Below are 14,554 nucleotides of genomic sequence, written 5' to 3'. Positions count from 1 at the left end.
CGCCTGGCTCGCAGGATCCCTGTCCTAAAATCGGTTATCATTTGTGCCCCTTCTGCTCGTTGTCGAGGATCTATGCCCGCCTTCTCCTGGTTAGCCCTGTTCTTTGGCGCCTTCTACTTCGTCTATGGCGCCTACCTGCCGTTCTGGTCGCTCTGGCTGGAGGGCATAGGTGTGAGCGCCGAGATGATAGGTCTGCTGCTGGGGGCAGGGATGGCGATCCGCTTTGCCGGCAACCTCTTGGTGATGGGGCAGATCAAGGGGGCCGGGCACCTGCTGCCGGTTACCCGGCTGCTCTGCCTGCTGAGCCTGCTGGCCTTCCTCGGCTTTTATCTGAGTCACAGCCTCTGGTGGCTGGTGGGGCTGACCCTGGTGGCGAACTTCATCTACCCGACCCTGATGCCGGTGGGGGAGGCGCTGGCCACCCGCATGGTGGTGCAGGCGCACCTCGACTACGGCAAGGTGCGGCTGTGTGGCTCCTTTGCCTTCATAGTCGCGTCGACCCTGGTCGGGGCCCTGGTGGGTAATTTTGGCAGCGACTGGGTACTGCATACCATGGTGGCAGGGCTGGTAATGATGTTGCTGCTCAGCTTGCTGCCGCTGCATCCGGCGCCGCGGGACATTCAGGGGGAGCGGGCGAAAGCCTCACTGCTCGATACCCTCAAGTCCCCCTCGGTGCGCCGTTTCCTGCTGATCTCGGCCCTGCTGCAGGGCAGCCATGCCGCCTACTACGGTTTCAGCGCCATGCACTGGAAGGCGGCGGGTTACAGCGGCACCACCATAGGCTATCTGTGGGCGCTGGGGGTGGTGGCGGAGATCGGCATGTTCGCCGCCGACAAGCGCTTCCTCAACCGGTTCGGCGCCCAGACCCTGTTTCTGGTGGGGGCGATCGGGTGCGTGGTGCGCTGGATCCTGCTCGGTGCCTCCACCGAGATCCTGGTGCTGGTGGCGGGCCAGCTGCTCCACGCGGTCACCTTCTGCGTCAGCCACCTCGGCGCCGTGCGCTTCATGACCCGCCAGCTGCCGGCCGAACAGCTGATCCCCACCCAGGCGCTCTATGCGGCGCTCGGCCTCGGCATGACGGTCGCCGCCCTGATGACCCTGTGCGGCCTGCTGTTCGAGCCGCTGGGTGGCGGCATCTTCTTCATCATGGTGCTGGTGGTGGCGCCCGTCTTCTTCCTGCGGCTGCGCCCTGGCGAGGCGGCGTCAGCCTGAACCGGATGGAAGATGAAGGCGCCAGCCGGAGAAAAGGGGAGCATGTGCTCCCCTTTTTTCATGGTACTTGCGTCACTCCTGTTCGCTCAGATAGCGGCGGATCAGGGATTGCCAGACCTCGTTGCCCAGGGTACCCGCCAGCAGGGTGCTGGAGGAGGCATCGAAGCGGCCGTCCTCTTGCCAGGAGAGGCGTGGCAAGAGTGCCGACAGGGTGCGGTGATGAGGTTGCAGGGCCAGCTCCAGCGCCTCCCAGAAGGCGCTCCCCTTGAGGTAGAAGAGGGGATAGTAGGAGAGATCCCCCGCCTTGACCGCATCATTGGCCCGATAGAGGCCCGCATCGGCATGGGGCAAGCGGGCGCCATGCTGCACCAGCTCGTCGGCGGCCGTGGTGCTGTGCAGGCGGAAGCGGCGCAGCGACTTGATGGCAAGGTACTCCGCCAGGCTCTCGGCGACCCAGGTCGGTCTGGCCCGGGTGTCGAGCATGTGCACCGCCTCGTGGGCACTGGTACGCAGCAGACGCAGTGGGGCATCGGCGGTGGGCTGGTTGTCGCTGACCGGATAGTTGGCGACAGCCGCCCCGGCCCCGGCGGCGCCCCCCAGCGAGTGGGTACTGATGTCGCGCGCCAGCCACACCAGCTGCCAGGGTTGGCGCGCGGGCGGGGCATCGAGCTGGAAGGCGAGGTAATCGACAATGGCCTCCAGCTGCTTTTGCAACTGTGGGATGTCCAGTGCGTCGGCCATCCGATCATGATGAATTTGCAGACGGGATCCCTGCCGCAACCGGGCTGTCGCGGGCAGGGCGAAGGGCAGGATCAGCGGCGGTTCCTTCATGCCGGGCAGGGGGCTGCACCGGCCATCCGGCAGACAGACCCGGCCCGGTTCTGCGCCCTGTTGGCGTGGAAAATCGCCCCATTCGGTGACCAGCCAGCCGCCTTGCGGAAAGTAGAGGTTCTGCTGTGCCGAGGCATCAGCCCCGCTTGCCGGCACGGGCTTGAGCGTTATCTGCCAGCTCAGCTCGCGGCACTTGATGGGCTGATCCGGCGTGACTCTGGCGCCGCTCTCCAGACAGGTGAGGGTAGGCAGCGCCCGCTATGCTGTGCCACTCAGGGTACGGGCGGGCAGCAGGGTGAACGGCTGCGTCCCTTCCGGGGTGAAGCGAACCAGCAGGGTGTCGGGCCTGGCGCCGGCCACGAGCTGGTAGCTTGGGCCAGGGATGCCCCCGGCGGCCGCTCCCCACAAGGGGAGCAGCAACAGACTCTGGATGACGGTATCAAGGGTCATGGCGGTATTCCTGCGGGTTAGCGCTCCTGCTCATAGCCCAGCAGGTCGCCCGGCTGGCAACCCAGCTCGCGGCAGATGGCTTCCAGGGTGGAGAAGCGGACCGCCTTGGCGTGGCCGTTCTTGAGAATGGAGAGGTTGGCCTCTGTGATGTCGACCCGCTGGGCCAGTTCACGGGCTGTCATCTTGCGCTCGGCCAGCAGGGCATCGAGCCGGATTATGATGGGCATGGGATCCTCACACCGTCAGTTGTTGTTCATCGGCCAGCTGTTTGGCCTCGCGCATCACCAGGGCCAGTGCCGAGACAATCAAGCCGGCCAGCAGTAACTGGAAGTCCGATGAGCCTATGTTGATAGTACCGTGCAGCTCGGGGCCTGGCAGGGTGAGCACTGTGTCCAGCAGCGGGGTCGTGATGATCTTGGTGACGAAGCTGGCACACAGCAGCAGGCCGATCAGCCGGTAGCGGCGGATCTGGCTGAAGGTGAACAGCATGGCGTGCCGATAGCCGCGAAACAGCTGGTGCAGTTGCCACAGGATCAGCATGAACACCAGATCCGGCAGCAGCATGACCAGGGTAGCCAGCAGGCGCGTGCCCAGGTCAAGCGGATAGTCGCTGAGCGAGGGGGTGGGGGCTGCCTGTTGGACGGCGGTAGCCTCCCCCATGGTCAGCGGCACGCCGTTGAGCACCTTGTCACCCTCCTGAGCCAGCGCACTGATCAGCTCGTCCTGCAGGTAGTCGCTGCCACCGAGCAGATGGGACCAGGTGCCCAGCACCGTCATGATCGGGGTGGCCAGCAGGGCGAACAGCAGGATCCATTCGATCAGGCTGCTCATGCGTTCGAGCTTGTTGTATTTCATCCTAACTACCTCGTGATAGATGCCATGGGCCGCACAGTGCGGCGTTTGCTTACTGTTTATCGATAACTTGGCGCCAATGTTTATCGTTTTTCGATATTCAGTCAAGGGGTTTTTTATTGAAAAACGATAAGGCGTGATGCACAAGAAGGAGATGACATTTTCCGGGCACCTCTCTAGACTGGCAGCTGCCGCGCTTAAATATTCAACATGGACAAGAGGTTACAGATGCACCAGGGATGGCTGCTGATCGGGTTGTCGCTCGCCTATCTGGGGCTGCTGTTTCTGATCGCTTACGTGGCGGACAAGAACAAGCGCCGCCGCCTCAAGGGGCAACCCCTGCTCTACAGCCTGTCGCTGGCGGTCTACTGCACCTCCTGGACCTTTTTCGGTACAGTCGGTCAGGCCAGCGAATCCCCCTGGTCGCCGGTGCCCATCTATCTGGGCCCCATGCTGGTGTTCCTGTTTGGCTGGCGACTGCTGGCCCGCCTCATCCTGGTGGCCAAGCGCGAGCACATCACCTCCATCGCCGACTTCATCGCCGCCCGCTACGGCAAGTCCCAGCGTCTGGCCATGGTGATCACCCTGATCGCCATCATGGGCATACTCCCGTATCTGGTGTTGCAACTGAAAGCCATAGTGACCGGGCTGGATCTGCTGATGGCCAACTCTGTGTCTGCCGGCCCCACCGGCAATACCGCCGGGCTGGCCCTCGGCGTGGCCCTGCTGCTGGCGCTGTTCAGCATACTGTTCGGTACCCGCAACCTGGATGCCACCGAGCACCACAGAGGTATGGTGGTGGCCATCGCCTTCGAATCCGTGGTCAAGCTGCTCGCCTTCGTGACTGTGGGGGGCTTCGCGCTCTGGCTGATCCTGAGCCAGCCGAGCCAGGCCCGCACCCTGGTGGCCAGCGACTTTCTCGATGCCGTGGTGGCGGTGACGCCGGGCGGTCTGCTGGAGCTCGCCATCTACACCCTGGTCGCCATGTGCGCCGTCATCTGCCTGCCGCGCCAGTTCCACGTGACCGTGGTGGAGAACAATCAGGGCCAGGATCTGCACTGGGCGCGCTGGCTGTTCCCGCTCTACCTGTTCGTGATGGGACTCTTCATCTGGCCGCTGGCGCTGGCGGGCAAGCAGTGGGTGGGGGCCGGCATGGCCTCGGATACCTATGTGATCAGCCTGCCCATGTCGCTCGGTTTCGACGGCATGGCGATGCTGGCGTTTCTCGGCGGCACCTCGGCGGCCACCGGCATGGTGATCGTCTGCACCATAGCCCTGGCCATCATGGTCAGCAACGATCTGGTGCTGCCTGTGCTGCTGCGCCGCTTCTGGCAGCAGGGGCGGGACGAGCGGCTGGTTAGGCTGCTGCTGCAGGTGCGCCGGGGCGCCATCCTGCTGATCCTGCTGGCGGCCTGGGGGCTCTACCTCTGGCTCGGGGATCTCACCAGCCTGTCGCGCATCGGCTATCTGTCGTTCGGCGCCGTGGCCCAGTTCGCGCCGGCCCTGCTGCTCGGCCTCTACTGGCGGCACGGCAATCGCAAGGGGGTCTATCTCGGCCTCGCCCTCGGGGTCAGCCTCTGGTTTGCGACCCTGCTGGCGGAGAGCGGCCTGCTGGCCGGTTCGCCGCTGGAAGCCCTGCTGGCGCCACCCGACTGGCCCGCGGTGCGCGATCTGAGCCTGGGGGCCTGGTGCATCTTCCTGAGCCTCTTGCTCAACCTGCTCGGCTATGTGGCGGGCTCCCTGCTGTCGCGGGCGGCGGTGAGCGAGCGACTGCAGGCGGCCAACTTCGTCGGCAAGCCGAGCCGCGACACCACGGCCCTCTATCAGGCGCGGGTCTCGGTCAAGGAGCTGGAGATGCTGGCGGCCCGTTTCGTCGGCTCGAGCCGGGTCAAGCGCGCCTTCGGCCGCTTCGCCGGCGAGCGGGGCGGCACCCTGGCACCCCAGATGCAGGCCTCGGCCGAGCTCATCGCCCACACAGAGCGGCTGCTGGCCGGGGTGTTCGGCACCTCGTCCGCCCGGCTGGTGCTGGCCTCGGCCCTGCAGGGGCGCAACATGCAGCTCGAAGAGATAGCCACCATAGTGGACGAGGCCTCGGACGTGTTTCGCTTCAACCGCGGCCTGCTGCAGGGGGCCATAGAGCACATGGGGCAGGGGATTTCCGTGGTGGACAGGGAGCTCAAGCTGGTGGCCTGGAACCGGCGCTACATAGAGCTGTTCCACTACCCGCCCGGCCTCATCCAGATGGGGCGCTCCATCGAGGAGATCATCCGCTACAACGCCGAACAGGGGTTGTGCGGCCCGGGCGATATCGAGGCCCATGTGGCGCGGCGGGTCGCCTTCATGCTGCGCGGCAGCCCCCACATCTCGGCGCGGGAGCGCCCCGATGGGCGGGTGATAGAGATGCAGGGCAACCCCATGCCGGCTGGTGGTTTCGTGATGACCTTTACCGACATCACCCCGTTTCGCGACGCCGAGCGGGTGCTGCGCGAGGCCAACGAACACCTGGAGGCGCGGGTGGCCGAACGCACCCACGAGCTCTCCGAGCTGAACCGTCAGCTGCTGCTGGTGAACCAGCAGGTGGAGCGGGCCAACCACTCCAAGAGCCGCTTCCTGGCGGCGGTGAGCCACGATCTGACCCAGCCGCTCAACGCCGCCAAGCTGTTTACCTCTTCCCTGCTGGAGATGCTGCCGCCCCGGGATGAGACGGCCCGCATCGCCCGTCACATCGACGATGCGCTGGGGGCGACCGAGGATCTCATCACGGATCTGCTCGACATCTCGCGGCTCGAGGCGGGCAAGTTCAAGGCTAAAAAGCTCGATTTCGCCCTGCACGACGTGTTCGACAACCTCAAGGCGGAGTTCGGGGTGCTGGCCCAGGCGGGGGGCATTCAGTTCTCTGTGGTTGAGAGCAAGCTGGCCGTGTACAGCGACGTGCGCCTGCTGCGACGGGTGCTGCAAAACTTCCTCACCAATGCGTTTCGCTACAACCCGGGCGGCCGTGTGCTGCTCGGTTGTCGCCGGTTGGGGGACAAGGTGCGCATCGAGGTGTGGGACAACGGTCCCGGCATACCGCTCGACAAGCAGGAAGCGATTTTCGACGAGTTCTCCCGCCTCGATCACTCCCGCACCGCCAAGGAGCAGGGGTTGGGGCTGGGGCTCGCCATCGCCCGCGGCATCGCCCTGGTGCTGGGCCACAACCTGACCCTGCGCAGTTGGCCGGGGGCGGGATCCGTGTTTGCCATCACCCTCAATCTGGCGACCCGCCCTGTCGCAACGACGCAAGTGGCTGCGCCTGCCCTGCGGGACAGCCAACTGGAAGGTGTTCGGGTGCTTTGCATCGACAACGAGGGCGACATTCTCATCGCCATGCACTCCCTGCTGGGGCGTTGGGGCTGCGAGGTGGTGTGTGCCCAAAGCCAGGCTCAGGCGGAGGATCTCATCGCCGGCGGCTTCCTGCCGCAGCTGGTGCTGTCCGATTACCACCTGGATGACGGCAAGACAGGGTTGCAGGCCCTGCACATGCTGCGCCTCGCCCATGGCAACGACATTGGCGGCATCATCATCAGTGCGGATCGCAAGAGCGAGTTGCAGGCACAGATCCGTGAACACGGCTACGGCTACATCAGCAAACCGGTCAAACCGCTCAAGTTGCGTGCGCTGATGAACAGCATATTGCGGCCTGCCAAACTTGATGATGATCACGAAACAAGTAATTCGTCTGATTTTTAATCTCAGCCCCGAGACGTCAAGATCGGCGCTTTCTTACACAACAAAGCGTCTTTTCTTCTCGTTTGGGGCTATTTTCCGATAAAAAGTGGCTTATTAATAACCTGCCAGGGGTTTGCCCTTCCTCGTTTAACTCCTTATATTCAACCGGCGATTATTTTTTGTCGCAAATCAAGTTGTGCAAAAGGCAAACCGGACGAAAGTCCGGGACGCAAAGCTTCCGGTCTAAGGGTCAGCAGTACCTAAGATAGCGGGGCCACCACAGGTTGTTTCGTCCATGGGCCAAGCCATGGCGCGATGTTGTCTGCGTTACCTGTCTGGTTGGCGTTGCCTTTTTCGTTGTTAATTCCAAGAACGAAATAAGGATATTCAACTATGTTAAGTCCAAAACCCTCAGTACTGGCGTTGTTGGTCGGGGGTCTGTGTGCCTCCTCCGCCTTCGCTGCCGCCCCCGGCAAACCCACCATCGGCTGGGGCGAAACCAAGTTCGCCATCGTCGAAGTCGATCAAGCCGCCACCTCCTACAACAAACTGGTCAAGGTACATGCCGATGGTGCGCCGGTCAGTGTGAGCTGGAACCTCTGGTCCGGTGACGTTGGCCAGACCGCCAAGGTACTGCTCGATGGCCAGGAGGTGTGGTCCGGCGCCGCGTCAGCCTCCGGCACCGCCAACTTCAAGGTGACCAAGGGAGGCCGCTACCAGATGCAGGTGGCCCTGTGCAATGCCGATGGTTGCACTCTCTCCGACAAGAAAGAAATTCTGGTGGCCGACACCGATGGCAGCCATCTGGTGCCGCTCAAGGCTCCGTTGCAGGAGAACAACAAGCCTTACGCCAACAAGTCCGGCAAGGTGGTGGGGGCCTACTATGTGGAGTGGGGCGTCTATGGTCGCAAGTTCACCGTGGACAAGGTCCCGGCCCAGAACCTGACCCACATACTCTACGGCTTTACTCCCATCTGCGGCGGCAATGGCATCAATGACAGCCTGAAAGAGATCGCGGGCAGTTTCGAGGCGCTGCAACGCTCCTGCGCCGGGCGCGAGGACTTCAAGGTCTCCATCCACGATCCCTGGGCCGCCATCCAGATGGGGCAGGGCAATCTCACCGCCTATGACGAGCCCTACAAGGGCAACTTCGGCAACCTGATGGCGCTCAAGAAGGCCTATCCGGACCTGAAAATTCTCCCCTCCATCGGCGGCTGGACCCTCTCCGACCCCTTCTTCTTCTTCGGTGACAAGACCAAGCGCGACACCTTCGTCGCCTCGGTGAAGGAGTACCTGCAGACCTGGAAATTCTTCGACGGGGTGGACATCGACTGGGAGTTCCCGGGCGGTCTGGGGGCCAACCCCAACCTGGGCAGCGCCTCCGATGGCGAGACCTATGTGCTCCTGATGAAGGAGCTGCGCGCCATGCTCGACGAGCTGAGCGCAGAGACCGGTCGCACCTACGAGCTCACCTCCGCCATCAGCGCCGGCGGTGACAAGATTGCCAAGGTGGACTATCGCGCCGCCCAGCAATACATGAATCACATCTTCCTGATGAGCTATGACTTCAACGGCGCCTGGACCAATACCGGGCTGGGCCACCAGACAGCGCTATATGAGGCGAGCTGGGATCCCAACACCAAGTACACCACCGACAAGGGGGTCAAGGCGCTGCTGGGTCAGGGCGTGGATCCGGGCAAGGTGGTGGTGGGTGCCGCCATGTATGGTCGCGGCTGGACCGGCGTCAGCGGGTATCAGGGCAACAACCCCTTCACCGGCACCGCCACAGGCCCGATTGCGGGGACCGAGGCGGAAGGGATCTGGGAGAAGGGGGTCATCGACTACCGTGGCATCGCCAAGGGCAAGATGGCCGGCGATTGGCAATACAGCTATGACGAAGTGGCCGAGGCACCGTCCGTGTTCAAGGCTTCCACCGGCGAGCTCATCACCTTCGATGACGAGCGCTCGGTCAAGGCCAAGGGGCAGTACGTGCTGGCCAACCAGCTCGGCGGCATGTTCGCCTGGGAAATCGACGCCGATAACGGCGACATTCTCAACGCCATGCACGAGGGGCTGGGCCACGGCGATAGCACACCGCCGGTCAACAAGCCGCCTGTGGCCAACGCCGGCACCGATCTCGCGGTGACCGGGCCAGCCCAGCTGGTGCTGGACGGCTCTTCTTCCCGCGATCCGGAAGGGGCCGTACTGAACTACAGCTGGACCCAGATCTCCGGTCCCAAGGCGACCCTGAGCGATGCCAGCCAGGCCAAGGCCAAGGTGAGCGTCGATGCGGTCAGCCAGGATGTGAATCTGGTGTTCGAGCTGACGGTGACCGACGATCACAACCTCAGTGCCAAGGATCAGGTGGTGGTGACCAACAAGGCGCCGCAACCCAACCTGCCGCCTGTGGTGACTGTGCAGGACAAGGTCTCGGTCCAGGCCGGCAAGCAGGTGAGCATCACAGCCAGCGCCACCGACCCCAACGGTGACACCCTCAGCTATCAGTGGAGCGTGCCGGCCGGGCTCACCGCCAGCGGTCAGAACAGCAAGACCCTGGTGGTGACTGGCCCTGCCGTGACAGTGGAGACCGGTTATGACCTCACCGTCACAGTGACCGACGGTGCCCTGGATGCCCAGGGCAAGACCCGCCTCACCGTGACCCCGGTCAGCGGTGGCGGCGACTGCAACGCCACCGATCCCGATGCCGCCAACTGGCCGGCCTGGAAGGCCGCGACCACCTACAACGGTGGCGAGAAGGTGAGCCACAACCAGCTGGTGTGGCAGGCCAAGTACTGGACCCAGGGCAATGAACCGAGCCGCACCGCCGATCAGTGGAAGCTGACAAGCCAGGTGCAGCTGGGCTGGGATGCCGGTGTGGCCTACAACGCCGGTGACCTGACCACCCACAACGGTCGCAAGTGGAAGGCCCAGTACTGGACCAAGGGCAATGAGCCCGGCAAGCACGACGTCTGGCAGGATGCAGGCGCCGCCAGCTGTAATTAACTTCTTTGTCAACTAGCCTTTCTGTGAACCAACCGGGGCATGCTTGCATGCCCCTTCTTTTTCCCACAACAACAGCGAGCGTCATGATGACCATACACACTACCCGTATTGCCAGCCTGATCACCGCAGTGCTGGCAAGCGGTTCTCTGCTGGCCGCTACTCAGGCTGTCCCTGCCCTGATCTTCGACGGCACCCAGCCACAGAACGATCTGCAAGGTTCGCTGGCCGCCAGGGTGCAGTTTGCCCAGAGCCAGATCCTGCCCGCCCATCCGCGTGAGGGGGACAATCAGCCCCATCTCACCGCCCTGCGCAAGAGCCTGTTGCTGGTCAGACCGATGCAAGCCGACAGCACAGCTCCCATGGTGGTGATGGCCTATGATGGGACGGGTAAGTTGCTTGGTTCTATGGGTCTCAATCCACCCTCTCGACTACCCAAAACCGCCTACTACCTGGAAGATTCTCCCGAGGAAGGGGTCGATTTCACTCCGGGCCCCGGTACCACGGGCGTCATCAACAGCAGCAGCGAACTGGCAAAGCTGGGTGATCCGGGCGGCGCCTTCCTGCTGAGCAAGTTGCGACTCCATGCGCTTGTGTCCATCCAGACCGCAGACGGGCGCTGGGTGCGCAACATGTATCTGCCAACGGATGGGACGCTGGAAGGCAAGATGGTGCGCCTCGCCTCCAATGCCGGCTACGACTCGACCGTCTTTTTCAGTGGCCGCCAGGTGACCCTCTCCCGCGGCCAGAGCCAGCAGTTCAAGTTCGTGCGTGGCCAGTGGATCCGCGATGGTGAGCTGGAAAACAACGGCATCACCTACGCCAGCGATGCCTGGAGCGGGGTATTGCCCTCCAAATGGATAGTACCTGGACTCAGCTTGTGGTTCAGTCATAACCAGCTTCACGGCGAGCTGACGGACCTCAAGGTGGGGGCGCCGGGTGAGCTGCTGATCCACACCATAGACATCGGCATGCTGACCAGTCCGCGCGACCAGTTTGCCTTTGCCAAGGACAAAGAGGCCCAGCGGGAGTATTTCCAGACCATTCCCGCCAGCCGCCTCATCGTCAGCCAGTACGCGCCCCTGTCGCTGCCGGAGGTGATGCTGCCGGATGGCACCCTGCTTACCGACTTCGATCCGAGCGAGGGGGGCTGGCATGAGGGCACCATGCGTCAGCGCATCGGCAAGGAGCTCATCTCCCTTGGCATCGACAATGCCAACTACGGCATCAACAGCACGGCCGGTGAGGGGGAGAGCAGCCATCCCTATGTGGTGGCCCAGCTGGCCGCCCACAACAGCCGTGGCAAGTACGCCAACGGGGTACAGGTACACGGCGGCTCCGGCGGGGGCGGCATAGTCACCCTGGACGCATCCCTTGGCAACGAGTTCAGCCACGAGGTGGGCCACAACTACGGCCTCGGCCACTATGTGGGGGGCTTTGCCGGCTCTGTGCATCGCAGCGCCGACCAGATCAATGCCACCTGGGGCTGGGATGGCGACAAGAATCGCTTCATCCCCAACTTCTTCGCGACCCGCAGCGGCCAGAGCACCTGCCTGGAGGGACAATGCCAGGCCCCCTTCCATGACCGCACGTTTGGCCTGGATGCCATGGCCGGCGGGGCGCCGCTCTCCGGTTTCAACCGCTTCACCCTCTACACCCCCAACTCGGCGGCTATCATCCAGCGCTTCCTCGAGAGCAAGGCGGTGTTCGATGCCGGCTCGCCCACAGGTTTCAGCAAGTGGAACGAGAGCCAGGCCAGGATGGAGCCTTACCGGCACAGGGTCGATCTCTCCGAGCAGATCACGGCACCTGTGAGCGATCTGGGCGAGGTGAGGCTGGCGGCCCTGCTGGCCGAATACGATCTGGTCAAGGTGGCCATGTGGGATGGCAACTGGACCCGCAACATCCAGTTGCCGCCGGCCTCGGCGGTCAATCGCGGCCGCGTCGTCAGCATCGATCACGACGCCGGCTACAACAGCACCCTCTTCGTCAATGGCCAGCAGATCACCGTCTCGCGCGGCTTCAAGAAGAGCTACCGCTCGGACGGCAGCCGCTGGAACGAAGGGCCGCCGGCGGACTTGGCGGTGGATCGCAAACCCGTGGCCTTCGGGGTACCGGTGACGACCCTGGTCGGTTATTACGATCCGCAGGGCCAACTGCCGAGTTACCTCTATCCGGCGCTGCACGGCGCCTACGGCTTTGCCTATGGCGATGACGGCGAGCGACTTGGGACGGGGGATTGCCAGCTGCAGGTGGAGACCCGCGATGGCCTGCTGCGCTTCCGGCTCGCCAATCACCGTCTGAGCGCCAACGTGATGAACAAGTTCCATGTCAACGTGCCCACCGCCAGCGAGCCGCGTAGTGCCAGCCTGCTGTGCCGCAACCAGCAGCAGAACGAGGCCCAGCTCGCGCCGGCACCGGCCGGGCTCGGCTACACGGTCAACGGCATGCCGCTGGCGGTGCGCTGAGACGTTTTTTTCTCGCGCAACGCGAGGTGCCACTGGCGGGGGCCAAGCCCCGCCTTTTATCTAGCAAGAGGTAACGATGATGATAAGAAAGTCCTCTGTGGCCAGCCTGCTGGCCGGACTCTGTCTGAGCGGTCAGCTGTGGGCCGCCGCCCTGTATGACATCAATCAGGGATACGGTGGCGGCAGCCAGGTCAGTTTCAACGGCAAGATCTATGAAGCCAAGTGGTACGCCAATCCGGGCCAGAGCCCTGGGCTGCAGGTCGCCAACGAGTGGGACTCTCCGTGGGCCCTGATGGGTGACGGCGAGGCGACCCCGCCCGATGGCGGCGCTGGCGTCACGCCCCCGGCGGAGGGGGGCAGCGGTGCCACCGAAGGCTCGCCCGTCTACCTGAGCCAGAGCGAGCTGGATGCCAAGGAGAAAGCGCTCACCGACTTCCCGGCCATGGCGGCAGTCAAGGCCTCCATCGCGACCCGTGACAACGCCGTGGTCGAGGCGGTGGCCCCAGGGTTGCCGCTCAATCCCGCCAACGTCAAGCGGGTCGAGGGGTTGATCAGCGAGTCGCAGTTCAACTTCCTGTTCCCGCTGCGGGCCCCGGAATACACCTATCGCGGCTTCCTGCAGGCGGTGGCCAAGTTCCCGGCCTTCTGCGGCGACTACAGCGACGGGCGCAACGCCGAGGCCATCTGCCGCAAGTCGCTGGCCACGATGTTCGCCCACTTCGCCCAGGAAACCGGCGGTCACGAGAGCTGGCGACCCGAGCCCGAGTGGCGCCAGGGTTTGGTGTGGGTGCGGGAGATGGGCTGGACCGAGCAGATGCGCGGCGGTTACAACGCCGAGTGCCGGCCGGATGTGTGGCAGGGCCAGCAGTGGCCGTGCGGCAAGTTCGAGAACGGCGAGTTCAAGAGCTACTTCGGCCGTGGCGCCAAGCAGCTGTCGTACAACTACAACTACGGTCCCTTCTCAGAGGCCATGTTCGGCACAGTGCGCACTCTGCTGGACAACCCGGAGAAAGTGGCGGACACCTGGCTCAACCTGGCCAGCGCCGTCTTCTTCTTCGTCTATCCGCAGCCGCCCAAGCCCTCCATGCTGCACGTGATCGACGGCACCTGGCAGCCCAATGCCCACGACCGGCAGAACGGCCTGGTGCCGGGCTTCGGGGTGACCACCCAGATCATCAACGGCGGGGTGGAGTGCGGCGGCGCGGCCGAGCACGCCCAGTCCCAGAACCGCATCAATTACTACCAGGCCCAGGCCCAGTATCTGGGGGTACCCGTGCCGGCAGACGAGGTGCTCGGTTGCAAGAACATGAAGTACTTTGACGAGGCGGGCGCCGGCGCCCTGCCCATCTATTGGGAGAACGACTGGAGCTATGTGCCGGGCAACCCCAACGGCGGCAAGAGCTACGCCTGCAAGCTGGTGGGCTACCAGACCCGCTTCAGCGCCTTCAAGGCGCGGGACTACAGCCAGTGCGTGCAGCACTTCTTCCCCGAGGTGGTGATCGAGGACAACGGCGGTGGCACCAACCTGCCGCCTGTGGCCAATATCAGCGGCCCGAGCGAGGCGCTGGGCGGTGCCACAGTGCTGCTCTCCGGCCAGGGCTCGAGCGATCCGGAAGGCAAGCCCCTCAGCTACGCCTGGACCCTGCCTGCCGGGGCCAGCGCCTCGGATCTGAGCCAGTCCACCCTGAGTGCCACCCTGCCGGCTACCCCGACCAGCGACACCCGCTACGGCTTCGTGCTCAAGGTGACCGACGAGAAGGGGCTCAGCCGCAGTGCGACCCACGAGATCCTGATCAAGGGCAGCGGCGGCACCACGCCGCCCGATGGCAACCCGCCCTACAAAGCAGGTACTGCCTACAAGGCCGGTGACAAGGTGAGCAATCTGGGGGGCAACTACCAGTGCAAGCCGCACCCCTACACCGGCTGGTGCGCGGGCGCTGCCTGGGCCTATGAGCCCGGCAAGGGCACGGCCTGGGGGGATGCCTGGATCAAGCTGTGACGTCTGTATTCGTTCAATAAAAAAGGCCCGTCAG

Annotated in this window: 9 protein-coding genes and 1 riboswitch; of the genes, 5 read left to right on the top strand and 4 right to left on the bottom strand. The window is 64.0% G+C overall.

Annotated elements, in window-relative coordinates; genetic code table 11:
* Positions 1-72: 72 nt before the first annotated feature.
* Positions 73-1,212: a 3-phenylpropionate MFS transporter gene (locus ACM3N8_RS07240; protein WP_416015802.1), complete on the top strand. Its 1,140-nt coding sequence runs from the start codon at positions 73-75 to the stop codon at positions 1,210-1,212.
* Positions 1,213-1,284: 72 nt separating this feature from the next.
* Here the strand turns inward: ACM3N8_RS07240 and ACM3N8_RS07235 are convergent, their stop codons facing one another.
* The 4 genes from ACM3N8_RS07235 to ACM3N8_RS07220 form a co-directional block, all read right to left on the bottom strand.
* The gene (locus ACM3N8_RS07235) at positions 1,285-2,199 is read right to left on the bottom strand and encodes a hypothetical protein (RefSeq protein WP_416015800.1); all 915 of its coding nucleotides are present in this window, start codon (positions 2,197-2,199) and stop codon (positions 1,285-1,287) included.
* Between the two features lie 102 nt (positions 2,200-2,301).
* Entirely contained in the window at positions 2,302-2,493 is a 192-nt protein-coding gene (locus tag ACM3N8_RS07230) for a hypothetical protein (protein ID WP_416015798.1), read from the bottom strand.
* Between the two features lie 17 nt (positions 2,494-2,510).
* Positions 2,511-2,720 (bottom strand): helix-turn-helix domain-containing protein, encoded by a 210-nt coding sequence (locus ACM3N8_RS07225; protein ID WP_005311752.1) that lies wholly within the window; start codon positions 2,718-2,720, stop codon positions 2,511-2,513.
* A gap of 7 nt (positions 2,721-2,727) precedes the next feature.
* Positions 2,728-3,348 carry a DUF2975 domain-containing protein gene (locus ACM3N8_RS07220; RefSeq protein WP_103471508.1) on the bottom strand — a complete coding sequence of 207 codons (621 nt, stop codon included), beginning with the start codon at positions 3,346-3,348 and terminating at the stop codon, positions 2,728-2,730.
* Between the two features lie 225 nt (positions 3,349-3,573).
* Here ACM3N8_RS07220 and ACM3N8_RS07215 point away from each other — a divergent pair, with 225 nt between their 5' ends.
* The 4 genes from ACM3N8_RS07215 to ACM3N8_RS07200 all read left to right on the top strand — a co-directional run bounded on the left by ACM3N8_RS07215 (position 3,574) and on the right by ACM3N8_RS07200 (position 14,520).
* Entirely contained in the window at positions 3,574-7,074 is a 3,501-nt protein-coding gene (locus ACM3N8_RS07215; protein ID WP_416015796.1) for a NahK/ErcS family hybrid sensor histidine kinase/response regulator, read from the top strand.
* Positions 7,075-7,247: 173 nt separating this feature from the next.
* A riboswitch (cyclic di-GMP riboswitch) is annotated at positions 7,248-7,335 on the top strand.
* 111 nt (positions 7,336-7,446) lie between these two features.
* A complete protein-coding gene (locus tag ACM3N8_RS07210) occupies positions 7,447-10,056 on the top strand; it encodes a glycosyl hydrolase family 18 protein (RefSeq protein ID WP_416015794.1) in 2,610 nt (869 codons plus the stop codon).
* A gap of 86 nt (positions 10,057-10,142) precedes the next feature.
* Positions 10,143-12,521, top strand: coding sequence for a M66 family metalloprotease (locus ACM3N8_RS07205; protein WP_416015792.1), 2,379 nt, complete (start codon positions 10,143-10,145; stop codon positions 12,519-12,521).
* 76 nt (positions 12,522-12,597) lie between these two features.
* Positions 12,598-14,520 carry a glycoside hydrolase family 19 protein gene (locus tag ACM3N8_RS07200; RefSeq protein WP_416015790.1) on the top strand — a complete coding sequence of 641 codons (1,923 nt, stop codon included), beginning with the start codon at positions 12,598-12,600 and terminating at the stop codon, positions 14,518-14,520.
* The last annotated feature ends 34 nt before the right edge of the window (positions 14,521-14,554 follow it).

The organism is Aeromonas sp. A04 (assembly GCF_047780465.1).
GTDB classification, from domain to species: domain Bacteria; phylum Pseudomonadota; class Gammaproteobacteria; order Enterobacterales; family Aeromonadaceae; genus Aeromonas; species Aeromonas bestiarum.
The sequence above is the reverse complement of the archived record's forward strand: the minus strand, read 5'-3'. Positions and strand labels throughout refer to the sequence as shown.